Below are 26,664 nucleotides of genomic sequence, written 5' to 3' on the forward strand. Positions count from 1 at the left end.
ATGAGCCAAGTATTAGATGATTTATTGTCGTTGTTATCACTTGAAGAAATTGAACAAGGTTTATACCGAGGACAAAGCCAAGACTTAGGTTTTAGAGCGGTGTTTGGCGGTCAAGTTATGGGGCAAGCGCTTTCAGCAGCCAAAGAAACACTGCCAGCGGGGCGAATTGTTCACTCATTACATTCTTACTTTTTACGCCCTGGGGACGCTGCAAAGCCGATAGTGTATGACGTTGAAACGATTCGCGATGGTAAAAGTTTTAGTACGCGTCGTGTTAGCGCGATTCAGTACGGTAAGCCTATTTTTTACATGACGGCGTCGTTTCAAGGTGATGAACAAGGGTTATCGCATCAAGCGACCATGCCAGATGTTCCTGCCCCTGAAGAGCTACGTTCTTCATTAGAATTTTATCAAGAAAATGCACAGCATATTCCAGAAGCTATCCGTAATAAATTTATTCGTGAAATGCCAATTGAAATGCGCCCAGTGAATTTTCATAACCCCTTTAAACCAGAAGCCATTGAACCAGTAAAACATATTTGGTTTAAAGCCAATGGCGATATGCCTGACGATCAACGTATTCATAACTATTTATTAGCGTATGCGTCCGACTTTGAATTTTTACCAACCGCATTACAACCACATGGCGTATCGTTTATGCAGCCGAATATGCAAGTGGCGACGATTGACCATGCTATGTGGTTTCATCGTCCGTTTAGAATGGATGATTGGATTTTGTATACAATTGATAGCCCAAGCGCGAGCTCAGGAAGAGGGCTGGTACGTGGGCAGTTTTTTGACCGCCAAGGAAACTTGGTAGCCTCTACTATTCAAGAAGGGGTAATGCGCCAGCGCTAATCCTAATACCCACTATATTGAATACCTTCAATATAGTGGGTATGGTTTTATTTTACTTGCATTGAGCGTGCACAATATCTGTTATTGACTGCCAAATACGTGCCGGTAATAGCGTTTGTAGTTGCTTGTAAGTCTCGCACAACGCTGAGCTGCCTTGTAAGCCACTGTCTGACTCACTAATCAGCTTTTGTTCGCGTAGGTTTGAAATAAAGCTACTGAGTACCTTCTTATCAAAAAACTCCGGCGTTTTAATGCCATGTAACGTACCCAAGCGCTGCGCCAGCACATAGCTTTCACGTTCAAGCTCTGCTTTTTCAATCCCTTGGCTGGTTTGAATAAAGCCAATCACAATCGCATAACGTTGCAAAGTAAAGCTCAATGCACGACCGAGCATTTCGAGTTTGGCAAAGCTATCGTTATTTTGAGTCACTTTAATGTTATCACCATCAAGCGCAATTAAGCCTTGATCACTAAAGTTAGTTAAAATACGAGTAACGTAGCTCTCATCTAACTCTTGCAAGTACCACTCTTTAGCAAACAATGGATAAAAAGATTTCACCAGCTGATGGCACTGAGTTACGGTGCTTTGATGTTGCTTAAATAAATGCAGCGCCACTAAACTAGGCACCGCAAAAATATGTAAAATGTTATTACGGTAGTAGTTGAATAAGGTTTTTTCTTTATCGCTTATCGCAATTATTTCGCCAAACTCATCACTGATCACATCAAACTTATTAAGTTTTAAGGCATGTTCAAGTAGCTGCTCTGGTGTTTCATCTGGTGCGGTTATTTTACTGCTATAGCTGGCTTCACGTTGCAATCGTAAGTAAAACTCAAGCTGAGCTAACAGCTTTGGCTTACTCAATGCCTGCTTATCGTTTACCAGCAGTATCATCGCCAGTAAGTTAACTGAGTTAAGTGCGGCGGCATTGTTAATTTTAACCATAACCTGATCAGCAAGATTAGCCACCTGCGGCCCTAACCATTGTGGTTTTTGCACATCGGTTGCATGAATTGATTCACGCCAGTCAGGCTGGTTATCATTTAAATACTGATTGATAGAAATAGGGTCGCCAAAGTTTAAATAACCACGACCATAGTTTTTTAAATTTTTAATCGCTTTAAAAATACCTAATATCGACTCGCCTTTTTTATCGTTCCCAGCCAGCTCTTTTAAATAGGTATTGATTTCCATGACGTGCTCGTAACCAATATATACAGGCACAATAGATATAGGTCTGTCTATACCGCGCAACATGGCTTGCATTGTCATTGCGAGCATGCCGGTTTTAGGGGGTAATAAACGTCCCGTTCTGCTGCGCCCACCCTCGGTATAAAACTTTACCGAGTAACCTTTGATAAATAACTGGCTTAAGTATTCTTTAAATACCGCTGAGTAAAGTTTATTACCAGCAAACGAGCGGCGAATAAAAAACGCGCCACTGCGGCGGAATATGCCACCGGCTGGGAAAAAGTTTAAGTTAATACCCGCTGCAATATGCGGTGGAACAAGCCCTTGATGGTAAATAGAGTAGGTCAGTAGCAAGTAATCCATATGACTACGATGACACGGCATGTAGATTATTTCATGGCCTTTGTTGGTTAGGTCATGGATTTGCTCGGTGTACTTTATATCAATCCCATTATACAGCTTGTTCCAAAGCCAGGTTAATATGCGATCGGCAACGCGAATGGTGGCGTCGCTGTAATTAGCAGCAATTTCATCAAGAAGCTTTAATGCGTTTTGTCGCGCTTGGGCTTGGCTAATATTTTTTTCAGACGCTTCAGTTTGAATCGCTTTTTTTATCGTTGGGGATGCCAGTAGTGAGCTAAATAATTGATCTCGAGATGGGATCTTAGGCCCTGTGGCAGCCAGCTTCTGGCGCTTAAAGTGTACTCTAGCTACGCGAAGTAGTTTATGCGGAAGCTCATTTACATCGGCTTTTTCGTTCACCAATAGTGATAAATCGAGTGGTTGGCTAAAACGAATAAAGTTGTCTCTACCTGAAAAAAGTACAACAAATATTTTTCTAAACCAGCTGGGCGTAAGTGAGTGCGAAAGTAAAGTACTCAGTCCTGGCTTCTCTTTACCCGGCGCTCTGCCCCATAAAATAGTCACAGGCACAACCTGCACATTTTTTTGGCCACTATTTAATAAGTGTTCAATGATTTGCTTGCCCTGATCTAATGCGTTGGTAGGCTTTTCTTTATTACCAAATAACGGTGGTGGGTTTTTAATGCCAATAAAACGATCTAACGCTTGGTCACCTAACACTTGCTGCTCGGTAGGGTCGGGCAAGCCATTTCGTTTACATACGCGCGCGAGTGCCGCTAAATCAAAGCGTGAATTTAAACGCACTATATAAAAGGTCGGGTTTTTAGGGTTTAACTCAAATTGCTCTAACGGCTTCTCAGGCAGTACTTTGCTTTTAACAAACAAGCGGCTAATACCACCAGAGATAAGATTTAAACCATAATTTAAAATACGCATTGACTCACCATAAGAGAGTAGTTACCCAAATCAATATGGGTATATAACAGCAAAATTAGCGCATAGGATAACATATTATCTAAAAAATCCTCTGCAGATTAATCGACAAGCTATGACATTATAGTGACATCATCACTTCCATTACGTTCACTATTAATAAACTTAGCTATTTTTTAAACGACAATTGCAAAGCAATTATGTCTAAATAGTTGTTGCATTTATCACCAGCATCATTATAATACGCAGGCTTTCAAAATTCCCTCGGGAACAAGAAAGAATAAATTAAGCTTGGATTTCAAGCTATTAAACAGGAGTTCCGATTTGGAACTCAACGTAGATATAATCTAACAACCGGCATCTTAATTATTAAGATTGTTTCGGTCGTTTTTTTATGCTCTTTAAATGCTCTTTATATTGAGGTTTAAGAATGTCAAATCAACGCATTCGTATTCGCCTAAAAGCTTTTGACCACCGTTTGATTGACCAATCAACGGCGGAAATCGTGGAAACTGCGAAACGCACTGGCGCACAAGTACGTGGTCCAATTCCACTACCTACACGCTTTGAACGTTTTACTGTACTTACATCACCGCACGTTAATAAAGACGCGCGTGATCAGTACGAGATCCGCACCCATAAACGTCTGATCGACATCGTAGAACCAACTGACAAGACTGTAGACGCACTTATGCGTTTAGACCTTGCTGCTGGTGTTGATGTTCAAATCAGCCTGGGTTAATCGGAAGATTAGAGAGGTTTTAGGAAAATGGCATTAGGTCTAGTCGGTCGTAAAGTGGGTATGACACGTATCTTCACTGAAGATGGTGTATCTATCCCTGTGACAGTTATTGAAGCGACTCCTAACCGCATTGCTCAGATCAAATCTGACGCAACAGACGGTTATAACGCGCTTCAAGTAACCGCAGGCACTAAAAAAGCAAGCCGTGTAAACAAAGCAACAGCGGGTCACTTCGCTAAAGCTGGTGTTGAAGCGGGTCGCGGTCTGTGGGAATTCCGCCTAAATGGTGGTGAAGGCGATTTTGAAGTAGGCGCAGAGCTTACGGTTGAATTATTCAACGAAATCAACAAAGTTGACGTAACCGGTACTTCTAAAGGTAAAGGTTTCCAAGGTGGTGTTAAGCGCTGGAATTTCAGCATGCAAGACGCTACACATGGTAACTCTCTATCTCACCGTGCTCCTGGTTCAATCGGTCAAAACCAATCACCTGGTAAGGTGTTTAAAGGTAAGAAAATGGCCGGTCAAATGGGTAATGAGCAAGTAACAACTCAGAACCTTGAACTAGTTCGCGTTGACGCTGAGCGTAACCTGCTTTTAGTTAAAGGTGCAGTACCTGGCGCTATCGGCGGTGACGTTATCGTTAAACCAGCTGTTAAAGCATAAGTCCTGGAGATTTAGTGATGGAATTAGCAATTAAAGACGCTTCTGGCGCTCTTGAAGTTTCTGAAGCTACTTTTGGACGTGAGTTTAACGAAGCATTAGTACACCAAGTAGTTGTTGCATACGCAGCAGGTGCTCGTCAAGGTACTCGTGCTCAGAAGACACGTTCTGAAGTAAGCGGTGGTGGTAAAAAACCATGGGCTCAAAAAGGTACTGGCCGTGCACGTGCTGGTACAATCCGTAGTCCAATTTGGCGTTCAGGTGGCGTTAGCTTCGCAGCTAAACCACAAGACCACAGCCAAAAAGTAAACCGTAAAATGTACCGCGGTGCGATCAAAAGCATCTTATCTGAATTAGTTCGTCAAGAGCGTTTAATCGTTGTTGAAAGTTTTGGTCTTGAAGCACCAAAAACTAAAGAACTAGTTGCTAAGCTTAAAGAACTTGAGCTTAAAGATGTTCTTATCGTGACTGAAGAAGTAGATGAAAATCTTTTCTTATCGGCACGTAACCTGTACAAGGTTGACACACGTGATGTAGCTGGTATCGATCCTGTAAGCTTAATTGCTTTCGACAAGGTACTAATTACAGCTGCTGCTGTTAAGCAACTTGAGGAGGCGCTAGCATGATCCGTGAAGAACGTCTTTTAAAAGTGATCCTTGCTCCACACATCTCTGAAAAAAGCACAATCGCTGCTGAAGAAAACAACACGATTGTTTTCAAAGTAGCAAATGACGCAACTAAAGCTGAAGTTAAAGCGGCAGTTGAGAAGCTTTTTGAAGTAGAAGTAACTGGTGTTCGCACACTTAACGTTAAGGGTAAAACAAAACGTACTGGCATGCGTTTCGGTCGTCGTAGCGACTGGAAGAAAGCTTACGTTACTCTTAAAGAAGGTAGCGAGCTGGACTTTGTCGGCGGCGCCGAGTAATAAGGGGAGTTAGAATTATGGCACTTCAAAAGTGTAAGCCAACTTCTGCGGGTCGTCGTCACCTAGTTAAAGTGGTTAACCCAGATTTACATAAGGGTAAACCTTACGCACCACTATTAGAGAAAAACTCTAAATCAGGTGGTCGTAATAACAATGGTCGTATTACGGTTCGTCATATCGGTGGTGGTCATAAGCAGCATTACCGTTTAATCGATTTTAAACGTACTAAAGATGGCATTCCAGCCACTGTTGAGCGTTTAGAATATGATCCAAATCGTAGCGCAAACATCGCTCTTGTATTATATGCAGACGGTGAGCGTCGTTACATTATCGCACCAAAAGGCTTAAAAGCTGGCGATGCAATCCAGTCTGGTGTTGATGCACCAATCAAACCTGGTAATGCATTACCTATGCGTAATATGCCTGTAGGTTCGACTGTTCACAACGTAGAACTTAAACCAGGTAAAGGTGCTCAAATTGCACGTTCTGCTGGTGCATACGTTCAAATCCTTGCACGTGATGGTCAATATGTAACATTACGTCTTCGTTCAGGCGAAGTTCGTAAAGTTGAATCTGATTGTCGTGCGACACTAGGTGAAGTAGGCAATGCTGAGCATATGCTTCGTTCACTTGGTAAAGCAGGTGCAAATCGCTGGCGTGGTATTCGTCCGACAGTTCGTGGTGTTGCCATGAACCCGGTTGATCACCCACACGGTGGTGGTGAAGGTCGTACATCTGGTGGTCGTCATCCTGTGTCTCCATGGGGTAAGCCGACTAAAGGTGCTAAGACGCGTAAGAACAAGCGTACGGATAAATTTATAGTACGTCGTCGTACTAAGTAATATTGAGGAATAGCCATGCCACGCTCTCTCAAGAAGGGTCCTTTTATAGACCTACACTTGCTGAAGAAGGTAGAGAAAGCTTTGGAAAGCGGTGAAAAGAAGCCAATTAAAACTTGGAGCCGTCGTTCAATGATCATACCTAACATGATCGGATTGACCATTGCTGTCCATAATGGTCGCCAGCATGTACCAGTTTTCGTTTCTGACGAAATGATCGGTCACAAACTAGGTGAATTTGCACCAACTCGCACTTACCGTGGCCATGCTGCGGATAAGAAAGCGAAGAAACGTTAAGAGGGGAAGATAAATGCAAGCATTAGCTAAACATAAATTCGCCTCTGGTTCGGCGCAAAAAGCACGTCTAGTTGCAGATCAGATCCGCGGGTTACCTGTCGATCGCGCACTAGAAATCCTGGCGTACAGCCCGAAAAAAGCGGCTGTATTAGTTAAGAAAGTACTTGAGTCTGCTATTGCTAACGCAGAGCATAACGAAGGTGCTGACATTGATGAGCTACGTGTAACAACGATTTTTGTGGACGATGGTCCAACAATGAAACGTATTATGCCACGTGCTAAAGGACGCGCAGACCGCATCCTTAAGCGTACAAGCCACATCACTGTTGTGGTTTCAGATAGCTAGGAGATATAAGTAATGGGACAAAAAGTTCATCCTACTGGTATTCGCCTAGGTATATCTAAACCTTGGGTTTCTACCTGGTACGCGAATTCAAAAGATTTCTCTGCACAGCTTTTTGGCGATCACAAAGTACGTACATTCCTTACTAAGGAATTAAAAGCGGCTTCTGTGTCTAAAATCGTTATTGAGCGTCCAGCAAAATCTATCCGAGTAACTATTCACACGGCTCGTCCGGGTGTTGTTATCGGTAAAAAAGGCGAAGACGTAGAAAAATTACGTCAAGCGGTAACTAAAATCGCTGGTGTACCTGCTCAGATTAATATTTCTGAAGTACGTAAACCAGAACTAGATGCACAACTAGTAGCAGACGGCATTGCCTCTCAGCTAGAGCGTCGTGTTATGTTCCGTCGCGCTATGAAGCGTTCGGTACAAAATGCAATGCGCATCGGTTCTAAAGGGATTAAAGTTGAAGTTAGCGGTCGTCTTGGCGGCGCAGAAATCGCACGTTCAGAATGGTATCGTGAAGGTCGTGTACCTCTACATACTCTTCGTGCTGATATCGACTACGCAACTTCTGAAGCCTTAACCACTTACGGTATCATTGGTGTTAAAGTTTGGATCTTCAAAGGCGAAGTTATTGGTGGTTTACCACTAGTACAAGAGCAAGAGAAGCCAGCTAAACGCGCACCAAAGAAAGCCAAAAAAAGTGCTAAGTAGAGGTAGCGAGTAATGTTACAGCCAAAACGTACAAAATTCCGTAAAATGCATAAAGGCCGCAACCGTGGTCTAGCGCAAAACGGTAACAAAGTAAGCTTCGGTACTTTCGGTTTGAAAGCTACTGGTCGTGGCCGCATGACTGCTCGTCAAATCGAAGCAGCTCGTCGTGCTATGACGCGTCACGTGAAACGTCAAGGTAAAATCTGGATCCGTGTCTTCCCTGACAAGCCGATCACAGAAAAACCTCTTGAAGTTCGTATGGGTAAAGGTAAAGGTTCTGTTGAATATTGGGTTGCTGAAATTCAGCCTGGTAAAGTACTTTACGAAATGGAAGGTGTTTCAGAAGAGCTTGCTCGTGAAGCGTTTAACCTTGCTGCTCGTAAACTGCCATTCAAAACAACTTTCGTAACTCGGACGGTAATGTGATGAAAGCAAGCGAACTAAAAGATAAAAGCGTAGAAGAGCTAAATGCTGAACTTCTAGGTCTTCTTCGTGAGCAGTTTAACCTGCGCATGCAAGCAAGCACTGGTCAGTTAGCTCAGACACACACGCTAAGAACAGTACGTCGCGATATCGCGCGTGTAAAAACAATTATTAACCAGAAGGCAGGTCAATAATGAGCGATAAAATTCGTACTCTTCAAGGCCGTGTAATCAGCGACAAGATGGAAAAATCTTTCACTGTTGCTATCGCACGTTACGTGAAGCACCCAATCTATGGGAAATTCATCAAACGTACGACTAAGTTACACGTACATGACGAAAATAACACTGCAAAAGCGGGTGACGTAGTTACTATCCGTGAATGCGCTCCAATCTCTAAGAACAAATCTTGGACTTTGGTAGATGTTGTTGAACGTCCAAAACAAGCTTAATTTTTAATTAAGTCTGTTTTATGAAAAGCCCCGGCATTAGCTGGGGCTTTTTACGTTTAGAGCAGTTTTTAGCGGTAAGCTTTCAGCCTTTAGCTGGCAGAAGTAAATTATAGCGCCGTAGTTTGGGTTGAGTGTTACGAACCTAAGTGCAATAAAATATTATTATAAAATAGGCGTAAGAAAAGCCTTTGCAAGTGCAAAGGCATATGCTTTTCTGCGAAGCCCGAAGCCCGAAGCCCGAAGCCCGAAGCCCGAAGCCCGAAGCCCGAAGCCCGAAGCCCGAAGCCCTTTTACCAAATCATTTCTACAAATTCAGGGTGGTCGATATACGGGTTACGATTTCCCTGAAATTCAAACGCTGCTTGATTGCGGTCTAATTCCATTTGGCTAACGGGGTCGTTGTTATGCCATTTTAACAGCATGGCCACAACCCAGCTTTCAAATACTTGGTTACTAGAGCCGTTAAGTACTGCATTACTAGCCGTGGTGTTATTTTGCCAAGAGCCGATTACGTTTTGGTAGCGTGTAGCCATGTAAAAATAAGCACGAGCAAAGTCACCTTTAAATTCATCAATAGGCTCAAATACAGTACCAGTGTAATTAATCGCACTACTTGCAGAACCTAGTTTGCTGCCGTTTGTTGATGTAAACGTAGCGCTGGCCACTTCACCGAACGGGAAGTTGCTACGCTTTGAATTTACATAGCCGTCAGTGGCGTAAATATGATGAACATCAGAGTTCATTGGTTCTATGGTGCCGCCAAACCAGCTTTTAGGAAATGAATGTTCGCGGTTATAACAATCGGCTTCGCTATTGTAGGTGCCACACTGATCGCTTACAGCGGTATAAGTGTAGCTATCTACTCCATTTGGCTTTTCACTGTACATGTCTAAAATACTGTTATCATTTTCAAAGTATTTATCGCGTGCTGATGCGTCGTAAAAACTCCAAATAGCAGAATACCCTTGAGCGTTATGGTTATTAATAATGTTATAAAGCTCAGTTTTTAGCGTGTAGCCAGTTAAGCCTTGAGTTGTAACATAGTAGCCGGTTGGCGTCGGTGTTGGCTGAGTAGCACCTAATGAGAATGCGATAGACTCACTTGCTTGAAAGCTTGATCCACTGGCAAGCAATGTGGCTTCATTATTCAAGGCGTAGCTACCACTGCCATATGAACAGCAAATACCATCGCCGTAGCTGTCGTTAATAGTAAATGTATAGTCGCCATTGGTTAAGCATAATTGTTCGGTGTATTGGGTATTTGCGGCATAACCACTGCCGCTTGCAACTATACCAGCTTGATTGTGCGTTACTTGCCAACTGGTTTCTTCGCCATAGTTATCTGTGGTTAGGTTAAAAGTAAGGCTGTTACCTGCGCAGCTTGGAGAACCGCCGCTGCTGTCATTATTAGGTAAGAAGTTATCAACATAAACTAACTCACTACCATCAAAGCCGCTTGTATCGTAAAAGCGTAAACCGACATCAATCGTTTTACTACTATCAGCGGTATAGCTGTAAGTTATGGTTTGCCACTGGTTTGTTAAAGTAGGGTTTGAATAGCCTTGATAACCATCTATAAACAAACGCGCCTTAAGATGACCTTCGGTATGATACACATCCACTGAAAATTCATAAGTTTCACCCATTTCCACCGCGACTTGCTGTAAAAAATCAGTGTTACTTTGTGTGCCTGTATTTACGCTAATCGCAGCTGCTTGTAAGCCTGTACTCACGACTGTGCTGTTGGCAGATACGTTAATACCGCTATCAATCACCGTCCACGCTTGTGGAGTGTTGCCTGTCCATTGTTCAAAATTACCATTGACGACATTAGCCATCGCAGGCAAAGAGCTCAATAACAACGCGCTCAAAAGTAATTTGTTTTTATATATGCCGTGTAACATAGGTGTTCCTATTTTATAGTTTTAAGCAATATACATTAGATCATAAAGGTTACAAAATTGTTAAATTAGAATTTCATAAAAGGCAATAAAAACCCTTTAGGTTAATTTCACTGGTTTTTAACGAGATTAATAACTAAATGGAATATCAAAGCAGATTCTATTCTTTTTTTATCTATGCTTAGACGGCTATCCTGCATACTCAATTAACCTCAACAGAACCTTCTGAATGAGGTGGCACTCATTTTAAACAATGTGAACAAGCATTGTGTTTAACGTTCAGGGTTATGAGGAAAAATTCATGTTGTTAGGTCAACTCAATGCGCTAGCAAGTCCGCTTTCGCAAGAGCAAGTACAAAAGCTACAAGGTTTAGTGGCTGAGCTTAATCCAATTCAGCAAGCGTGGGTTAGCGGCTATTTGGCTGCTAATGCTAATTCAGCAGCGCTAGGTGCGCCAATTGCAGGTACACCAGCAACCTCTGAGGCAGCAGTACTTACTATTTTGTATGGTTCACAAACAGGTAACGCTAAAGCGGTGGCGACTAAGCTTAAAGAGCAAGCTGAATCTCGTGGGTTAGCTGCAAAGCTGGTTAGCATGTCAGATTACAAGCCAACCGCATTGAAAAAAGAAAAGTTTTTAACCGTTGTTGTATCAACTTATGGTGAAGGTGAGCCACCTGAAGATGCCGAAACACTGTACGAATTTTTAATTACCAAAAAAGCGCCAAAGCTTGATGGCGTTAAAGTCGCGGTATTAGGTTTAGGTGATTCTAGCTATGAATTTTTCTGTCAAACCGCTAAAGACTTTGAAGAGCGTTTAACTAAACTCGGTGCAGAGGTTATTTATCAACGTGCCGACCTAGACGTTGATTACGATGACGAAGCCGCCACTTGGATTGAGGGCGCGTTAAATGCGTTTGAACCAGATTTAAAAGCTCAGCAAGATGCCACAGGCGGCCAAGTTGTATCAATGCCATTTGGTACACCCACAACAGCGGCTAGCCAATACACTAAGCAAAACCCGTTTGCGGCAGAGCTAAGCTTAGTGCAAAAAATTACCGGTCGTGACTCAACCAAAGATGTACGCCATGTTGAAATTTCACTTGAAGGGTCTGATATTACCTATACGCCGGGTGACTCATTAGGCATTTACTTTTTAAATGATGAAGCCCGTGTAGATGAGCTACTAACGCAAACACAAATTGATCCAAATAGCCGCGTTAAACTTGGCGATGAAGAACTTAGCGTGCGTGATGCCTTAATTGAAAAACTAGAGCTGACACAATCGTACCCTGGTTTTGTAGAAAAATATGCCACGGCTACAGGCACGCCTGAACTTCTTAAGCTTGTGGAAGATAAAGCCGCAATGCGTGAATACATTGAGCCTCGCCAAATTTTTGATGTGGTTGCACAAAACCCAGCTAAATTAGAGGCGCAAACACTGGTTGATTGCCTACGTAAATTGCAAGCGCGTTTATATTCAATTGCTTCTAGCCAAAGCGAGGTTGAGGACGAAGTGCATTTAACTATTGCATTGGTTGAGTTTGAAGCGTTTGGCACAGAGCATTTAGGTGGCTGTTCAGGCTATTTAGCACGCCGTGCGCAAGAAGGCTGTAAAGTAAAAGTATTTAGTGAACATAACGACAACTTCCGCTTACCAGTAAATGATGACACACCGATCATCATGGTAGGGCCAGGTACAGGTATTGCACCGTTCCGTGCCTTTTTACAAGAGCGTGATGCGCGAGAGGCTACAGGTAAAAACTGGCTGTTTTTTGGTAACCCACACTTTACCCAAGACTTTTTATACCAAGTAGAAATTCAAGGTTACTTAAAATCAGGCTTGTTAAGTAAAGTTGATGTGGCGTTTAGCCGCGACCAAGCAGAAAAAGTTTACGTGCAAGATAAGTTACGTAAAAACTCAAAAGAAGTGTTTGACTGGTTAGAAGCGGGTGCTCATTTTTATGTGTGTGGCGATGCAAACCGCATGGCCAAAGATGTACACAATGCCTTAATTGATATCATTACAGAAAATACCGGCAAAAGTAATGAAGAGGCCGACCAATATTTAAAAGATTTGCGTAGCGCAAATCGCTATCAGAAAGACGTGTACTAAGTACACGTTGTTTATTTTATTAAAAGCTAACAGCCGTCACTGTAACAAATTTAGGATTTAAAATGAGCGAACAAGATAAAACCGTAAAGCTTTCTGATAACGAACGTTTAAAAAGAGAAAGTAACTTTTTACGCGGCACTATAGCGCAAGATTTAAAAGATGAAATTACCGGTGGTTTTACTGCCGATAATTTCCAGTTAATTCGTTTTCATGGCATGTACCAGCAAGATGACCGCGATATTCGTCCCGAGCGTGCTAAACAAAAGCTAGAACCACTACATAATGTCATGCTACGTGCACGTATGCCTGGCGGTATTATTAAGCCCGAGCAATGGTTAGCAATTGATAAGTTTGCTGGGGAGAAAACCAGCTATGGCAGTATTCGTTTAACTACGCGCCAAACATTTCAGTTCCATGGTGTATTAAAACCTGAAATTAAAGGTATGCACCAATTACTTAATAGCGTGGGTATTGATTCTATTGCAACTGCCGGTGACGTGAACCGAAATGTACTTTGTACCACTAACCCTGTTGAGTCTGAGTTACACCAGGAGGCGTATGAGTGGGCGGCAAAGATTTCTGAACACTTATTACCCAAAACCAAAGCGTATGCAGAGATTTGGCTCAATGGTGAAAAATCTGAAACCACAGAAGAGCCTATTTTAGGTTCAACGTATTTACCGCGCAAGTTTAAAACCACAGTGACGATACCACCTAATAATGAGGTGGACGTACATGCTAACGACTTAAACTTTGTGGCGATTGCTGATAACGGTAAATTAGTTGGTTTTAACGTGCTAGTAGGGGGTGGCCTTGCCATGACCCATGGTGATACTGCAACGTATCCACGAAAAGCCGATGATTTTGGTTTTATTGCCCTTGAAGATACCTTAAAAATTGCGGAGCACGTAGTGTCTGTGCAACGTGATTGGGGTAACCGCTCAAATCGCAAAAACGCAAAAACTAAATACACACTTGACCGTGTTGGGTCTGATGTATTTAAAGCAGAAGTTGAAAAACGTGCAGGCGTGAGCTTTGCGCCAAGCCGCCCTTATGAGTTTACTCATCGAGGGGATCGTATTGGTTGGGTTGAAGGCATTGACGGTAAACATCACTTAACGCTCTTTATTCAAAGTGGTCGTATTTTAGATTACCCCAATAAGCCACTGAAAACAGGGTGTCGTAAGATTGCAGAAATTCATCAAGGTGATTTTCGCATGACCGCCAATCAAAACTTAATTATTGCCGGTGTGCCTGCGGATCAAAAAGCAATCATTGAAAAAATAGCGCGTGAACACGGTTTGATTGATGACAAAGACACTGAGCAACGTAAAAACTCAATGGCGTGTGTGTCACTGCCGACTTGTCCTTTAGCGATGGCTGAAGCCGAGCGTTACTTACCGAGTTTAATTGAAAAAATAGAAGGCTTATTGGCCAAGCATGGAGTACCTAATGACAGCATTATTATGCGTGTGGTTGGTTGCCCTAACGGCTGTGGTCGTGCCATGCTAGCTGAAGCTGGATTAGTAGGTAAAGGCCCAGGTAAGTATAACGTTTACCTTGGCGGGAATACAGAGGGTACGCGTATCCCTAAGCTTTATCTTGAAAATGTGGGCGAAGAAGTTTACCTAGAGGCATTTGATAAGCTGATTGGGCAATGGGTTAGTGAGCGCAATGAAGGCGAATGCTTTGGTGATTTTGTTATTCGCAAGGGTATTGTTGCAGAAGTAAAAGTATCTGTTACCGATTTTTACGCATAATTTAAAAGCAGCGCACCGCGCTGGTGAGGTTTAAAATTGACCATGAGTGAATTTAAAAACATATTACAGCTAGATAAGCAAAGCCAACAGGCTATGTTAGCTGATGCGAATGGTTTGCTGGCTAACATGAATGCTGAGCAGCGCGTTGCATGGGCGCTAGAGCACTTGCCTGACACCGCGTTTTTATCATCGAGTTTTGGTATTCAAGCAGCGGTAATGTTGCATTTAATGACATCACAGCGCCCCGATATACCTGTTGTACTAACAGACACGGGTTATCTATTTCCAGAAACCTATCAGTTTATCGATCAGATGAGCGAGCGTTTATCACTTAATTTAAAAGTGTATAAAGCGCAGTTAAGCCCTGCTTGGCAAGAGGCTAAATTTGGAAAACTATGGGAGCTTGGTGAAGAAGGTATTAAGCAATACAACCAGCTCAATAAAGTAGAGCCAATGACGCGTGCTTTAAAAGAGCTTAACGCGAGCACTTGGTTTAGTGGCTTGCGTCGAGATCAATCGTCGAGTCGTGCTGAAAAACAAGTTTTAGAAATAAGCCGGGGTACAGTAAAAGTGTATCCTATTATTGAGTGGAATAATCGTGATGTGTACCAATACCTCACTAAACATGATCTGCCATACCACCCATTATGGGAGCAAGGTTATGTGTCTATGGGTGATGTACACACTACGCGTAAATTAGAGCCAGGAATGAGCGAAGAAGAAACCCGCTTTTTTGGGCTGAACCGTGAGTGTGGCTTGCATATTGATGGTGATGGAATTTAATTACCTTATTATTCAAAGCTATAAATTTAAAAACGCAGCTAAAGCTGCGTTTTTATTTTGTGGAAAATAATTGCCTGACTGCTGTTTTTTTATTATATTAATGATAATAAAGGATTAAATTTACAGCAGGAACGCTATGAAATACTTTACCTACTTAGCAATATCAGTAATGGTCATTGCTCTTATCTCTTTGTTTTATCTTAAAAAGCCAAATGGGCAACCTTGGCTCACCAGCTCATTGATTAAAAATGAATCTTTTTCTATTAAAGATAAAGTGGTAGCGCTTTCATCTAATACATTCGAACAGCTCACACTTGAGCTTAAAAAAGTAGGAGATAAAATCACATCGTCACCGTTAGCATCTGACTCTCAAAGTAAAATTTATAAGTGGCAAGATGAGCAAGGGCAGTGGCATTTCTCCGATGTGCCAAATAAAAATGGCAAGAGTATTGAAGTGCATCTTGATCCCACAGATATTAATGTTGTGGTAGCCGAAGATACGGCTATATTAAGTGGCAGTGCTAAATCTGCAGCACAGCCTTTTCCTCAGCGAGCGCCTGAAATATACAACAGTGAGTCAATCAATAAGTTGTTTGAAGATGCTGAAAAAGCCAAAAAGAGAATTGAGCAACGCAGTAAAGAAGTCGAAAGTTTCAGCGGCTTTTAGCCCTAGGGAGTTACTGCGATTTCAAGTAGCGCTTTTCTGCTTCCATTAATAATATGGTTAAATAAATTTTAGTTGGCAGTGATAAAAACACACCAATTGCAATGCACGCTGCTGCAGTAATAATGCCTTTAATACCGTACTGGCTGGTAAAGTAGCTCGATACAATTAATATATGGCCTGTCACAATCAGGCATAACCCAAGCAAAATAGATGTTTTAAGTAGTCTTATCATTACTATTGAAGACATGGCGGCCTCTGCGCAGCGTGTCTTCTTAGTGTATGGTATCTTGATAGAGCAACATTGATTTAGCGCAAGGGTGTATCAATATTTACTTCTATAGCGAATGTAAAAAAGCCCAGCTCATTGCTGAGCTAGGCTTTTAAGCTACCATTGTTTAATGGCTAGTTAGTCGAGCATATTGCGTAATACGTACTGCAAAATCCCGCCATGTTTGTAGTAATCCCACTCTTTAGGGGTATCAATACGCACATCGGCACTAAAACTAACTTGTTTACCTTCACTGTTAGTGGCAATGACACTGACTTCGTCGGTTTTGTCGTATAAACCTTGAATATCAAATTGTTCTTGCCCCGTTAAGCCCAATGATTCATGGCTTTCACCCTCTTTAAATTGTAAAGGTAATACGCCCATACCAATCAGGTTCGAGCGGTGAATACGCTCATAGCTTTGTGCTATCACAGCTTTAATACCGAGTAGTAATGAGCCTTTTGCAGCCCAATCTCGTGAGGAGCCGGTACCATATTCTTTACCTGCTAGAACCACTAATGGTGTTCCACTCTCTTGATATGCCATTGCCGCATCATAAATACTCTCTAGCTTATCGTCAGGTTGAGTGCGAGTGACACCGCCCTCAGTACCGGGGGCGAGTAAGTTTTTAAGGCGCACATTAGCAAATGTACCACGCATCATCACTTCGTGATTACCACGGCGAGAACCATAAGAATTAAACTGTGCTTTTTCTACCCCATTTTCTTGCAGATAAAGTCCTGCGGGTGCCTCCGCTTTAATCGCACCTGCTGGTGAAATATGATCGGTAGTCACTGAATCGCCTAGTTTAGCTAGACAGCGCGCACCTTCTATTTTTGGGATCCCCGGCGGTTCAACACTCATACCATCAAAGAATGGCGCTTTTTTGATATAAGTCGAGGCAGCATCCCAATCGTAAAGCTTACCATCAGGTATTTGAATTTTTTGCCAGCGACTGTCGCCATCGTAAACATTGGCGTAGCTTTTTTCGAACATTTCTTTAGTTACCGTATTTTTTACAAGCTCACTCACTTCTTTAACGCTTGGCCAAATATTTTTAAGGTATATATCGTTACCATGCTTATCTTGCGCAAGTGGTTCGTTGTATACATCAATATCGGTTCTACCTGCTATAGCATAAGCTACTACAAGTGGTGGCGACGCAAGGAAGTTCATTTTAACGTCTTGGTGAATACGCCCTTCAAAGTTACGGTTACCCGACAAAATAGAGCTTACAATTAGTTTATGTTTTTGAATAGCTTCTGAAATTTCATCCGCTAATGGGCCTGAGTTACCAATACAGGTGGTACAGCCATAACCAACTAAGTTAAAACCAAGCGCATCAAGATCATCCATTAACCCTGCTTTTTCAAGGTAATCGGTAACCACCTGCGAACCTGGCGCTAAAGACGTTTTAACCCAAGGTTTTACATTAATACCTAATTGACGTGCTTTTTGAGCCACTAATCCTGCTGCTAAAATTACGCTTGGATTAGAGGTATTAGTACAGCTTGTGATTGCAGCAATGACGCAGGCGCCATCGTTTAATTCAAACTCTTGGCCATTAAAGTTAACTTTTGCTGCGCCCATAAACTGCGCTTCATCAGTGGGTTCGTCAGGATTGGTCGTAGGGCCTTCACTTTCAATACGCGCTTGCTCTTCATCGCTTTTATCTCGACGTGCCATACGTTCGTCTTGGAAGTCTTTTAAGTGTTGACCAATAACATCACCGGCTTTATCCAGTGTGATTCTGTCTTGTGGACGTTTCGGGCCAGCAAGACTTGGTACTACATCATCTAAAGTTAGTTCTAGCTTATCGGTATAATGTGCTTCATCGCCATCATTACGCCATAAACCTTGATGTTTTGCGTAATCTTCAATCAGTTTAAGCTGCTTTTCATCGCGATTAGTTAAGCGTAAGTAATTAATCGTTTCATCATCAATAGGGAAAATACCACAGGTTGCGCCATATTCCGGTGCCATGTTGGCAATAGTCGCTCTGTCGGCCAGTGGTAAGTCGGCAAGCCCGTCACCATAAAACTCAACAAACTTACCTACCACACCGTGGTTACGCAGCATTTCAGTAACAGTAAGTACTAAATCGGTTGCTGTAGTGCCCTCAGGTAAGCGACCATTTAATTTAACACCCACAACCTGTGGGATAAGCAAGCTAATAGGTTGGCCAAGCATTGCGGCTTCGGCTTCAATACCGCCTACACCCCAACCGAGTACGCCTAGGCCGTTGATCATGGTTGTGTGAGAATCAGTACCAACCAGTGTATCTGGATAGGCTAACGATTTACCGTTTTTTGTATCATTAAATACTACACGTGCTAAGTATTCTAAATTTACTTGATGGACAATACCTGTGGCTGGTGGCACCACTTTTAAATTATCAAATGCGGTTTGACCCCAACGTAAAAACTCGTAGCGCTCTTTATTACGTTCATATTCTAGTTTTGAATTTAAGTCGAATGAGCCATCTTTACCGTAACCATCCACTTGTACTGAGTGATCGATCACCAGTTCAGCCGGAGAAAGCGGATTTATTTTTGCAGGATCGCCACCAAGCTTTTCCATCGCATCACGCATGGCGGCTAAGTCAACAATAGCAGGGACACCGGTAAAATCTTGCATTACTACGCGGGCAGGGGTGAAGGCTACTTCGGCCGAGGGCTTAGCCTTTGGATCCCAATCTAGTAGTGCCTGAATATCTTGCTCTTTAATATTCACACCATCTTCATTACGCAATAAATTTTCTAGTAATATTTTTAACGAAAAAGGCAGGCGTTTGGCTTTATCGCCAAGTCCCATGAGCGAGTTAATATGATATTGCTCGCCATTGATAGTAAGCTGTTGTTGGGTGTCGAAACTATTTTTCATTATTTGTCCCTTCAATAAATTAGATTGATATTCTTGAAAAAGTGACCTCTGTAGTAGTTTGCAAACTGTGTACCATGATAAAAAAATACCATGCAGTGTAATTTTTTTGACTGTTATATAAATAGAGATGAAGGCCAAAAGTTAAAATTCAAGGGATGCTCTGAGTAATAATTGGCCACAAAACTAAACTCAAAAAAGTGTTATTTAAAGTAGTCCTGTTGTTTTAAGTGGAAACTTAAATACACCAATGCAATCGCAATTAAGGTCACTGCAATAGGCATAAAAATAGCGCTAACGCCAAACAAGCTGATGCTATTAATAATCATAAAATTATAGTATTGCTGAGCTAAAACCGCTGCCAAAGAGATTATTAATGTTAATGTGGCTAGTGACTTTTTGAATAATAAAAGTACGCACCCTAATGCGCCGCCAAATACTGCAATAGCAAACGCTAAAGTAGCCCATAGAGGTTGGTTGTTATAAGCAAGTTGTTGTTCTTGTGGGAGTTTACTTACCATTTCGGGTGTTAATAATAGCTGCATGATAAATGCAAAAACACCTAATACATTCCATAACAGGGCGGTGATGAGTACGGGTTTTCTCCAGCGGTTTGCAGTGTTTTCTGACATGTAAGCATCGATTTTTTATTATTGGTATTCTATTAAAGAATAAAAAAGCCAGTGATGCAAACTGGCTTTTAATAATACATATGACGTAAGCGAATGTTAGCCAAACGAAATAGGACGACGACCCGTTTTTTCATCCACTTTAGGTTTTTTAGTACGTTTGCGCTTATTTTTAGCCGGCTCTGTTGTTGCTACTGGCGCGGCTTTTTCTGCTGTAACTGTTTCATCAATAACAGGACGCTCTGCAGGAGTGGCATCTTCACTTAGCGTCAGTTGGAACAACTCGCCATCAAATGTAAGAACATCGCCACTGTATAATTTTTTCCGTTTAATTGTACAAATTTCATGGTTAACACCTACATAGCCACCGCTAATTAGATTTTTTGCTTGGCCACCACCTTCAACTAGATCTAATACTTTTAATAATTTACAAAGCTCTATAGGCTCTTCTTCTAATTCAATTTCTATATATTCTTCGTTCATCATGTTTCTCTGTGGGGGTGGCATTAGCTGTAGTATAAAGGCTAGCTGGTTATTTTGCACCAAAGTGCGTTTGTTAGATGCGATGATTGTGCATTTTTTATGAAACTTTTTACCTCTTTCATTTGTCTTTAAAAAAACTGAAGTAATTCAAGGCTACACTTCGCGTGAAAAAAATTACACATTGGCGCGCTTATTGCCAATATCTGTCGTAAAAAGAGATTGAATATAAACAGTGGAGTAAAACATGGGCATAAGATTAGCGATGAAAAAAGAGCTAATGGGCTTAGATAATTCAGATATGTTAACTGCTGATGATGTTAGAAAGCATTTGGCTCAGCAGGTACAAGAAGACACTGAACGTGGTTTTTCAGTTATCTCCAAGTTTAATGACACCCATAGTCAGTTAGTCAGCGGGCTTAAAACCAAACAAAGCGAGCTGGTATTTGAACGACATCGTTTATTTAATGAAGTACTTTATAATCGCCAGAGTGTTGATGCATGGTTAAATAACCAAATAAATTAAATTGCCATTTTAAATCACCCCTTATAGACTACACTTGTAATCGATTGGGGGTGATAATGAAAAATGGAATTTTAATATGTGTATTGGTGTTTTTATTAGCTGCGTGCCAGCGACCTACTGTTTATGTTTTTATTGAAAACTTGCAAGGTGAACAGCGCAACCAGCTAGATGCTGCACTAAATGCACAAACTCTTCCCTATGAATATGTAGAACTAGCAATCCCATCAGATTTTGGTGAGGCCACATTACTACTCTCAAGCGATAAAATTTACCCCAAAGAGACGGAGCAACTTGCAGCTATAATGCAAGAGCTAGGGTACGCGCCACAAGTTAATTATACAAGTCGTTCAAATCATTTTTATGGTGATGGCAATATAGGCTTTTATTTAAAAAATGCTGATGCCAATAGAAATTTTGTTATGCCTAAACAGCTGAGAACAACTCATTGCAGCGAAGATAAATACAATGATTTAGCAGTCAAATTTGCAAATGAAGCTGTTGAGTTTACATTACCAAGTGGCGCAATCGTGAGGCTAAACTGGGAATATTTATATGGTTATGTTGTTGTTTATTTTAAAGACTATTCGCAAACATACAGTCATTCGCAGCCGCTTGTAAATACCCCCTTTGGCGCCAAGCCGTCAGATACCTACACATTTACCGCAAGTGTTAACACCCCCGGTTGGCTTGATTGCTCACTACAAATTGTTTATATGGACTGATTTAACCGTGGGTTTCTATATGTTCGCTTAGTTTAGCTATGCGCAGGCTCATTCCTTCAATAATACGGTCTTTAATTTTTTCGCGTATAACATTAGGTAGGCGGGTAAGGGCATCGGCAGTAATAGCCAGTACGATGGCATTTTCTTTGGCGCGTGCATTAATGCTGCGCTCTCGGTTATTAATAAACGCGCCTTCACCAATAAATTCACCAGGCTCTATACTACCCAGTTCCAGTAGGTGACTATGCTTAAACACCATCAAAGAGCCACTGAGGACAATAAAAAGTCGCTTGTCATTATCAAACTCTTTAAATAAAAACTGATTTTTACTTACTAAGTATAATAATCCAAACGACTCTAAAAGAATTTGACGTTCATTAAGCGTGAACTCTTTAAAGAATTCTAAGCGATTTATAATTTCCATTTGCTTAAACAAAGGGATGTTTTCAATTAACTTCATCAATAACCTAGGGCGCTAGCCTTATAAAATATCAGCTAATATTGCGCTCTTTTAATTTACGGGTCAACGTATTGCGACCCCAACCAATTTTTACCGCGGCTTCTTGCTTATGGCCTGAACAATTAGCGAGTGCTGTTTTTATTAAGCGGGTTTCCAGCTGGGCTTGAATATCCGGCCAAATATTTTCTTTACCTTGTTTAAACTCTTGATTAAGCCATTGCTGAAATGAATCTAGCCAATCGCCTTCTTGAGTTGCGGCGGCATTATCAATAATTTCAGGGGGTAAATCTTGCTCACCAATCAGCTCCCCAGGTGCCATTACGGTTAACCATCGACAGGTGTTTTCAAGCTGGCGAACATTTCCTGGCCAATTAAATAAACACAGTTGTTTAATCGCTTTAGGGCTAAGTACTTTACTATCTACTTGCAGGTCTTTTGCACTTTTATGTAAAAAGTGTAGCGCTAAGCGTTCTATGTCTTCGGGGCGCTCGCGTAGAGCCGGCAAGCGTAAGCGAACCACGTTTAAACGATGAAATAAGTCATCTCTAAACTTACCTTGTTTTACCAGCTCTTCTAAATTTTGGTGAGTGGCAGCAATAATGCGCACATCCACCTTTATACTTTGATGGCCGCCAACGCGGTAAAACTCGCCATCGGCTAATACGCGTAACAAGCGGGTTTGTACATCAAGTGGCATATCACCTATTTCATCCAAAAATAAGGTACCGCCATTGGCTTGTTCAAAGCGCCCTTTACGCACGCTATCGGCCCCCGTAAAAGCGCCTTTTTCATGGCCAAATAATTCAGACTCAACTAACTCTTTAGGAATAGCGGCCATATTAAGAGCAATAAATTGGTTTTCTTTACGCGGGCTGTGATTGTGCAAGGCGCTGGCAACCAACTCTTTACCTGTTCCTGACTCACCGTTGATGAGTACGCTCATACTGGATGCTGAGAGTTTGCCTATAGCACGAAACACTTCCTGCATAGCAGGGGCTTCGCCAATAATATGAGCGCTTTTGGGTGGCGCGCTTTTTCGTTTGGTTTTTTTGGTCGAATTAGCACGATAGGCGCTTTCCACTAGCGCAACGGCTTCATTTAAATCAAACGGTTTAGCTAAGTACTCAAACGCACCTTTTTGAAAAGCATTAACCGCTGAGTCTAAATCAGAGTGTGCGGTCATAATAATAACGGGTAGGCCAGGGGTTTGCTCAGCTATCAGCTCAAGTAACGCCATCCCGTCCATCCCCGGCATTCTTACATCTGAAATTAACACACTGGGTTGACTAAATTTTAGTGCATTAAGAACGTTTTGCGCATCTGCAAAGCTTTCTACTTCAAACCCTGCGCGAGTCAGTGCTTTTTCTAGTACAAAGCGAATTGAGGCATCATCATCTACAAGCCAAGCTGTTTTCATGCAAACTCCAAAGTATTAATCTGTAAATGGCAGATAAATATTAAATTCAGTATGTCCTGGCCAACTATCGCATTCGATATAGCCATCATGTTGATCAATCAAGGTTTGCGCTATAGATAATCCAAGTCCCGAGCCACCTTCTTTATTAGTGGTCATAGGGTAAAATAAGGTGTCGCGTAAATTAGCATCAATACCTGGACCGTTATCCATTACTTGAATAAGCAATGCCTTTTTAGGGGCTTTTCCCGGACGACGATGCTGATAATTAATCCGTGTTTTTATTTTTATTTCGCCACCATCTACCAATGCCTGTTGCGCATTACGCACAATATTAAGCACCACTTGTTGAACTTTGCTCTGATCAATATAAACATCAGGAATACTCGGGTCGTAGTCTTTAACTAACCGAATATTGCGGTTGTTATCTAACGTACTGAGTTTAACAACCGACTCTAATGTTTGATGTATATTGCCATACGATTTTTGCGGTAGTTGGTTAGGCCCAAGGAGTCTATCAACTAATTCACGCAACCGATCGGCTTGTTCAATTATCAGTTCTGCACATTGATCTCTTTCTTGTTGATCACCCTCGTACTGCAATAATTGCGCCGCCCCGCGAATTCCACCCAGCGGGTTTTTAATTTCATGAGCTAAACCGCGAATTAAGTTACGTGCAGCTTGGTATTGATGCATTTGATTTGAGACTTGGTCGTGCTTTATTTCGTCATCGGTTTGTCGACATTCAAATAAAATATAATAGGTGTCGTTATGTTTTATTCGCCGAGTACTCACCGCTAATTTTGCATGGCGAGAATCGATAAACACCACGTCAGCTCTGTGCTGGTGGCAGTCTACACCATCAACTAACGAGTACTGTGCAATGCGTTTTAAGTCGATAGAATGGTAGTTAAATAAATCGTCGAATGCTTGTCCTAGCAAACGTTTTTCGCCTAAGCCAAGTAATTCACTGGCACTGGTGTTAGCGTAAATAAGCTGAAAGCTTTCATCAAGTAACATCAGGGCAGTGGTTTGGTTTTGCCAAATTATATTCAGTAGCTCTGGGCTAAAATGTGTTTTATTAATCATCATTGCACCATTTTAGTGCGCCTGGGAAGGTAGGCAAGGTTTTTAGAAAATATACGCTAAACACGCGTACTTAATTGTAATTATCGACCTATGTTAAGGCCTTTACGGTGCATAAAAAATACACTTTCAGGACTGGTTGCAATTACCTGATTTTGTTTATTATAAAGTTTAACTTGCAGTGTGTGTTGGCCTCGCTCCACATCTCTTAACGCCAGTGTTGTCGTATCGCTCGGTGCACCAATGGCAACGCCATCTAAAAATAAACCAATGGTAAATCCAGCTTCAAATCGAGGGGCAATACGGGTAGAGACATACACAGAGCCCGTGTTTTCCCTGATAGTTTGGTGTGGTTCAGGCGATGAAATACTAATACTAAACTTTACTGCTGTTTTAGTAGGAGCAGTATCAAGAATATCGGTGTTTGTAGCGGGCATGCTGAGATGTTGGCTCGTGAGTTTAACCTCTTTAGCGCCTGGCTGAGGAGTATCTGAAAAAACCAACACCCCATTTTTGTCTTTCCATGCGTAAATTTTTTTATCGCTCGCATGGCTATTAAGGCTTAACATTAAAGCTATTAATAGCAACAAAATCTTACCTACCATCCAGCTATCCTGCATTGTTTAAACTAACTTCACTTTAGTGTAGAACCGTTAAATTTACCATAAAAAAAGCCCGCAAAGCGGGCTTAAAACACACATTATTTATCGGTTAATAAATTAACAGCTGTAGTACATTTCAAACTCAACTGGGTGAGTTGTCATGTTAAGTTTTTCAACTTCTTTTGACTTAAGTGCGATGTAAGCATCGATTAGGTCATTGGTGAATACACCACCTTGGTTTAAGAATTCACGGTCTGAATCAAGCGCAGCTAATGCTTCATCTAATGATGAGGCTACTGTTGGAATTTCTGCCGCTTCTTCAGCTGGTAAGTCGTATAAGTCCTTGTCCATAGCATCGCCAGGGTGGATCTTGTTTTTAATTCCGTCAAGGCCAGCCATAAGCATTGCAGAGAAAGCAAGGTATGGGTTAGCTGTTGGATCTGGGAAGCGTACTTCGATACGACGACCTTTTGCAGATGGAACCACTGGAATACGGATTGATGCCGAACGGTTACGAGCCGAGTATGCAAGCATTACCGGTGCTTCAAAACCAGGTACTAAACGTTTGTACGAGTTAGTTGACGCGTTAGCAAAAGCGTTGATCGCTTTAGCATGTTTGATAATACCGCCAATGTAGTAAAGTGCATCTTCAGAAAGGCCGCCGTATTTATCACCTGCGAATAAGTTTACGCCATCTTTTGCTAAAGACTGGTGACAGTGCATACCAGAACCGTTATCACCAACAACCGGCTTAGGCATAAACGTTGCCGTTTTACCGTAAAGGTGAGCCATGTTGTGGATAACATATTTCATTTCTTGGATTTCATCGGCCTTTAACACCATAGTGTTAAAACGCGTTGCAATTTCGTTTTGACCGGCAGTCGCCACTTCGTGGTGATGCGCTTCAACAACTTGACCCATTTCTTCTAAAACTAGGCACGTTGCAGAACGCCAATCTTGGAAATCATCAACAGGTGCAACTGGGAAGTAACCGCCTTTAACACCTGGGCGATGGCCTGTATTGCCATCTGCATATTCTTTATCTGAGTTCCAAGCTGCTTGCTTAGAATCAATTTTGTACATTGAACCAGACATGTCAGATTTGTATTTAACGTCGTCAAATACGAAAAACTCTGGTTCTGGGCCAAATAAAACAGTGTCAGCAATACCCGTAGAGCGCATGTACTCTTCAGCGCGCTTAGCAACTGAGCGAGGGTCGCGTTCGTAACCTTGTAATGTAGAAGGTTCAACCACGTCACAACGAACGATTAGTGTTGTTTCTTCTGTGAAAGGGTCAAGTTTAATTGAATCTGCATCTGGTAGTAACACCATGTCTGATTCGTTGATGCCTTTCCAGCCAGCAATTGAAGAACCGTCAAACATCTTTCCATCTTCAAAAAAGTCTTCATCAACTTGATGATGAGGAATAGAAACATGTTGCTCTTTACCTTTTGTGTCAGTAAAGCGTAAATCAATGAACTTAACGTCATTTTCTTTAATAAAATCTAAAACCGATTGTGACATGTGTCCTCCAACTATTGGGTTTTATTATTGCTGCTTAGATACGTTGAATACTTATAAGCTGATTTTGTGCCACTATTATAATTATTTGTTTTTTATGTAAAAA

Annotated in this window: 29 protein-coding genes; 18 read left to right on the forward strand and 11 right to left on the reverse strand. The window is 41.7% G+C overall.

Annotated features, from left to right (window positions below; all coding sequences use genetic code 11):
* Positions 1 to 858: an acyl-CoA thioesterase II gene (gene tesB, locus A9479_RS11920; RefSeq protein WP_013463778.1), complete on the forward strand. Its 858-nt coding sequence runs from the start codon at positions 1 to 3 to the stop codon at positions 856 to 858.
* 52 nt (positions 859 to 910) lie between these two features.
* Here tesB and plsB read toward each other — a convergent pair whose 3' ends face one another.
* Positions 911 to 3,349 carry a glycerol-3-phosphate 1-O-acyltransferase PlsB gene (plsB, locus tag A9479_RS11925; protein WP_013463779.1) on the reverse strand — a complete coding sequence of 813 codons (2,439 nt, stop codon included), beginning with the start codon at positions 3,347 to 3,349 and terminating at the stop codon, positions 911 to 913.
* Between the two features lie 427 nt (positions 3,350 to 3,776).
* Between plsB and rpsJ the strand changes: the two genes are divergently transcribed.
* From rpsJ to rpsQ, 11 genes are read left to right on the forward strand one after another with little or no spacing between them, the layout of a single operon-like run.
* Positions 3,777 to 4,088: a 30S ribosomal protein S10 gene (gene rpsJ, locus A9479_RS11930; protein ID WP_002957900.1), complete on the forward strand. Its 312-nt coding sequence runs from the start codon at positions 3,777 to 3,779 to the stop codon at positions 4,086 to 4,088.
* Positions 4,089 to 4,115: 27 nt separating this feature from the next.
* Positions 4,116 to 4,751, forward strand: coding sequence for a 50S ribosomal protein L3 (gene rplC / locus A9479_RS11935; RefSeq protein WP_008108338.1), 636 nt, complete (start codon positions 4,116 to 4,118; stop codon positions 4,749 to 4,751).
* 17 nt (positions 4,752 to 4,768) lie between these two features.
* On the forward strand, positions 4,769 to 5,374 hold the full coding sequence (gene rplD / locus A9479_RS11940) for a 50S ribosomal protein L4 (protein ID WP_008108340.1): 606 nt from the start codon (positions 4,769 to 4,771) through the stop codon (positions 5,372 to 5,374).
* Complete coding sequence (gene rplW / locus A9479_RS11945) at positions 5,371 to 5,673, forward strand: 50S ribosomal protein L23 (protein ID WP_008108343.1); 303 nt, start codon at positions 5,371 to 5,373, stop codon at positions 5,671 to 5,673. The genes rplD and rplW overlap by 4 nt, the downstream gene beginning before the upstream one ends.
* Before the next feature lie 17 nt (positions 5,674 to 5,690).
* A complete protein-coding gene (rplB, locus tag A9479_RS11950) occupies positions 5,691 to 6,515 on the forward strand; it encodes a 50S ribosomal protein L2 (protein WP_007376192.1) in 825 nt (274 codons plus the stop codon).
* 15 nt (positions 6,516 to 6,530) lie between these two features.
* Positions 6,531 to 6,809: a 30S ribosomal protein S19 gene (gene rpsS, locus A9479_RS11955; protein ID WP_004588689.1), complete on the forward strand. Its 279-nt coding sequence runs from the start codon at positions 6,531 to 6,533 to the stop codon at positions 6,807 to 6,809.
* Between the two features lie 13 nt (positions 6,810 to 6,822).
* On the forward strand, positions 6,823 to 7,155 hold the full coding sequence (rplV, locus tag A9479_RS11960; RefSeq protein ID WP_004588690.1) for a 50S ribosomal protein L22: 333 nt from the start codon (positions 6,823 to 6,825) through the stop codon (positions 7,153 to 7,155).
* A 12-nt stretch (positions 7,156 to 7,167) separates the two neighbouring features.
* Positions 7,168 to 7,869 carry a 30S ribosomal protein S3 gene (rpsC, locus tag A9479_RS11965; RefSeq protein ID WP_008108350.1) on the forward strand — a complete coding sequence of 234 codons (702 nt, stop codon included), beginning with the start codon at positions 7,168 to 7,170 and terminating at the stop codon, positions 7,867 to 7,869.
* 12 nt (positions 7,870 to 7,881) lie between these two features.
* Positions 7,882 to 8,295, forward strand: a complete 414-nt coding sequence (gene rplP / locus A9479_RS11970) for a 50S ribosomal protein L16 (RefSeq protein ID WP_008108352.1) — start codon at positions 7,882 to 7,884, stop codon at positions 8,293 to 8,295.
* Positions 8,295 to 8,486 (forward strand): 50S ribosomal protein L29, encoded by a 192-nt coding sequence (rpmC, locus tag A9479_RS11975; RefSeq protein ID WP_004588692.1) that lies wholly within the window; start codon positions 8,295 to 8,297, stop codon positions 8,484 to 8,486. Before rplP ends, rpmC begins: the two co-directional genes overlap by 1 nt.
* Positions 8,486 to 8,743: a 30S ribosomal protein S17 gene (gene rpsQ, locus A9479_RS11980; protein ID WP_013463780.1), complete on the forward strand. Its 258-nt coding sequence runs from the start codon at positions 8,486 to 8,488 to the stop codon at positions 8,741 to 8,743. Before rpmC ends, rpsQ begins: the two co-directional genes overlap by 1 nt.
* Positions 8,744 to 9,033: 290 nt before the next feature.
* On the opposite strand, the gene A9479_RS11985 is transcribed toward rpsQ, so the two are convergent.
* On the reverse strand, positions 9,034 to 10,647 hold the full coding sequence (locus A9479_RS11985; RefSeq protein WP_064663524.1) for an endonuclease: 1,614 nt from the start codon (positions 10,645 to 10,647) through the stop codon (positions 9,034 to 9,036).
* Between the two features lie 298 nt (positions 10,648 to 10,945).
* Here A9479_RS11985 and A9479_RS11990 point away from each other — a divergent pair, with 298 nt between their 5' ends.
* From A9479_RS11990 to A9479_RS12005, 4 genes are all read left to right on the forward strand, one after another.
* Entirely contained in the window at positions 10,946 to 12,760 is a 1,815-nt protein-coding gene (locus A9479_RS11990) for an assimilatory sulfite reductase (NADPH) flavoprotein subunit (protein ID WP_064663525.1), read from the forward strand.
* Positions 12,761 to 12,822: 62 nt separating this feature from the next.
* Positions 12,823 to 14,520 (forward strand): assimilatory sulfite reductase (NADPH) hemoprotein subunit, encoded by a 1,698-nt coding sequence (gene cysI / locus A9479_RS11995; RefSeq protein ID WP_028835920.1) that lies wholly within the window; start codon positions 12,823 to 12,825, stop codon positions 14,518 to 14,520.
* 42 nt (positions 14,521 to 14,562) lie between these two features.
* Positions 14,563 to 15,303 (forward strand): phosphoadenylyl-sulfate reductase, encoded by a 741-nt coding sequence (locus tag A9479_RS12000; RefSeq protein ID WP_028835921.1) that lies wholly within the window; start codon positions 14,563 to 14,565, stop codon positions 15,301 to 15,303.
* Between the two features lie 136 nt (positions 15,304 to 15,439).
* Positions 15,440 to 15,970, forward strand: a complete 531-nt coding sequence (locus A9479_RS12005) for a DUF4124 domain-containing protein (protein ID WP_064663526.1) — start codon at positions 15,440 to 15,442, stop codon at positions 15,968 to 15,970.
* A gap of 10 nt (positions 15,971 to 15,980) precedes the next feature.
* On the opposite strand, the gene A9479_RS12010 is transcribed toward A9479_RS12005, so the two are convergent.
* The 4 genes from A9479_RS12010 to A9479_RS12025 all read right to left on the reverse strand — a co-directional run bounded on the left by A9479_RS12010 (position 15,981) and on the right by A9479_RS12025 (position 20,230).
* A complete protein-coding gene (locus A9479_RS12010) occupies positions 15,981 to 16,217 on the reverse strand; it encodes a hypothetical protein (RefSeq protein ID WP_013463786.1) in 237 nt (78 codons plus the stop codon).
* Between the two features lie 159 nt (positions 16,218 to 16,376).
* Positions 16,377 to 19,121 (reverse strand): aconitate hydratase AcnA, encoded by a 2,745-nt coding sequence (gene acnA, locus A9479_RS12015; protein ID WP_033102717.1) that lies wholly within the window; start codon positions 19,119 to 19,121, stop codon positions 16,377 to 16,379.
* Positions 19,122 to 19,321: 200 nt separating this feature from the next.
* On the reverse strand, positions 19,322 to 19,750 hold the full coding sequence (locus A9479_RS12020; protein WP_064663527.1) for a hypothetical protein: 429 nt from the start codon (positions 19,748 to 19,750) through the stop codon (positions 19,322 to 19,324).
* A gap of 96 nt (positions 19,751 to 19,846) precedes the next feature.
* The gene (locus tag A9479_RS12025) at positions 19,847 to 20,230 is read right to left on the reverse strand and encodes an RNA-binding S4 domain-containing protein (RefSeq protein ID WP_013463789.1); all 384 of its coding nucleotides are present in this window, start codon (positions 20,228 to 20,230) and stop codon (positions 19,847 to 19,849) included.
* Positions 20,231 to 20,474: 244 nt separating this feature from the next.
* Between A9479_RS12025 and A9479_RS12030 the strand changes: the two genes are divergently transcribed.
* Both A9479_RS12030 and A9479_RS12035 read left to right on the forward strand, forming a co-directional pair.
* Positions 20,475 to 20,753, forward strand: a complete 279-nt coding sequence (locus A9479_RS12030; protein ID WP_013463790.1) for a hypothetical protein — start codon at positions 20,475 to 20,477, stop codon at positions 20,751 to 20,753.
* A 56-nt stretch (positions 20,754 to 20,809) separates the two neighbouring features.
* Entirely contained in the window at positions 20,810 to 21,475 is a 666-nt protein-coding gene (locus A9479_RS12035; RefSeq protein WP_064663528.1) for a hypothetical protein, read from the forward strand.
* A 1-nt stretch (position 21,476) separates the two neighbouring features.
* Here the strand turns inward: A9479_RS12035 and A9479_RS12040 are convergent, their stop codons facing one another.
* The 5 genes from A9479_RS12040 to glnA form a co-directional block, all read right to left on the reverse strand.
* Positions 21,477 to 21,935 (reverse strand): Crp/Fnr family transcriptional regulator, encoded by a 459-nt coding sequence (locus A9479_RS12040; RefSeq protein WP_013463792.1) that lies wholly within the window; start codon positions 21,933 to 21,935, stop codon positions 21,477 to 21,479.
* Positions 21,936 to 21,966: 31 nt separating this feature from the next.
* Positions 21,967 to 23,352 (reverse strand): nitrogen regulation protein NR(I), encoded by a 1,386-nt coding sequence (ntrC, locus tag A9479_RS12045; RefSeq protein WP_010391999.1) that lies wholly within the window; start codon positions 23,350 to 23,352, stop codon positions 21,967 to 21,969.
* A 15-nt stretch (positions 23,353 to 23,367) separates the two neighbouring features.
* On the reverse strand, positions 23,368 to 24,438 hold the full coding sequence (glnL, locus tag A9479_RS12050) for a nitrogen regulation protein NR(II) (protein ID WP_064663529.1): 1,071 nt from the start codon (positions 24,436 to 24,438) through the stop codon (positions 23,368 to 23,370).
* An 80-nt stretch (positions 24,439 to 24,518) separates the two neighbouring features.
* On the reverse strand, positions 24,519 to 25,040 hold the full coding sequence (locus tag A9479_RS12055; RefSeq protein ID WP_058154005.1) for a DUF4124 domain-containing protein: 522 nt from the start codon (positions 25,038 to 25,040) through the stop codon (positions 24,519 to 24,521).
* A 114-nt stretch (positions 25,041 to 25,154) separates the two neighbouring features.
* Positions 25,155 to 26,561 carry a glutamate--ammonia ligase gene (gene glnA, locus A9479_RS12060; RefSeq protein WP_013463795.1) on the reverse strand — a complete coding sequence of 469 codons (1,407 nt, stop codon included), beginning with the start codon at positions 26,559 to 26,561 and terminating at the stop codon, positions 25,155 to 25,157.
* Between the last annotated feature and the right edge of the window lie 103 nt (positions 26,562 to 26,664).

The organism is Pseudoalteromonas sp. MQS005, from assembly GCF_001661605.1.
Classification (GTDB): domain Bacteria; phylum Pseudomonadota; class Gammaproteobacteria; order Enterobacterales; family Alteromonadaceae; genus Pseudoalteromonas; species Pseudoalteromonas tetraodonis.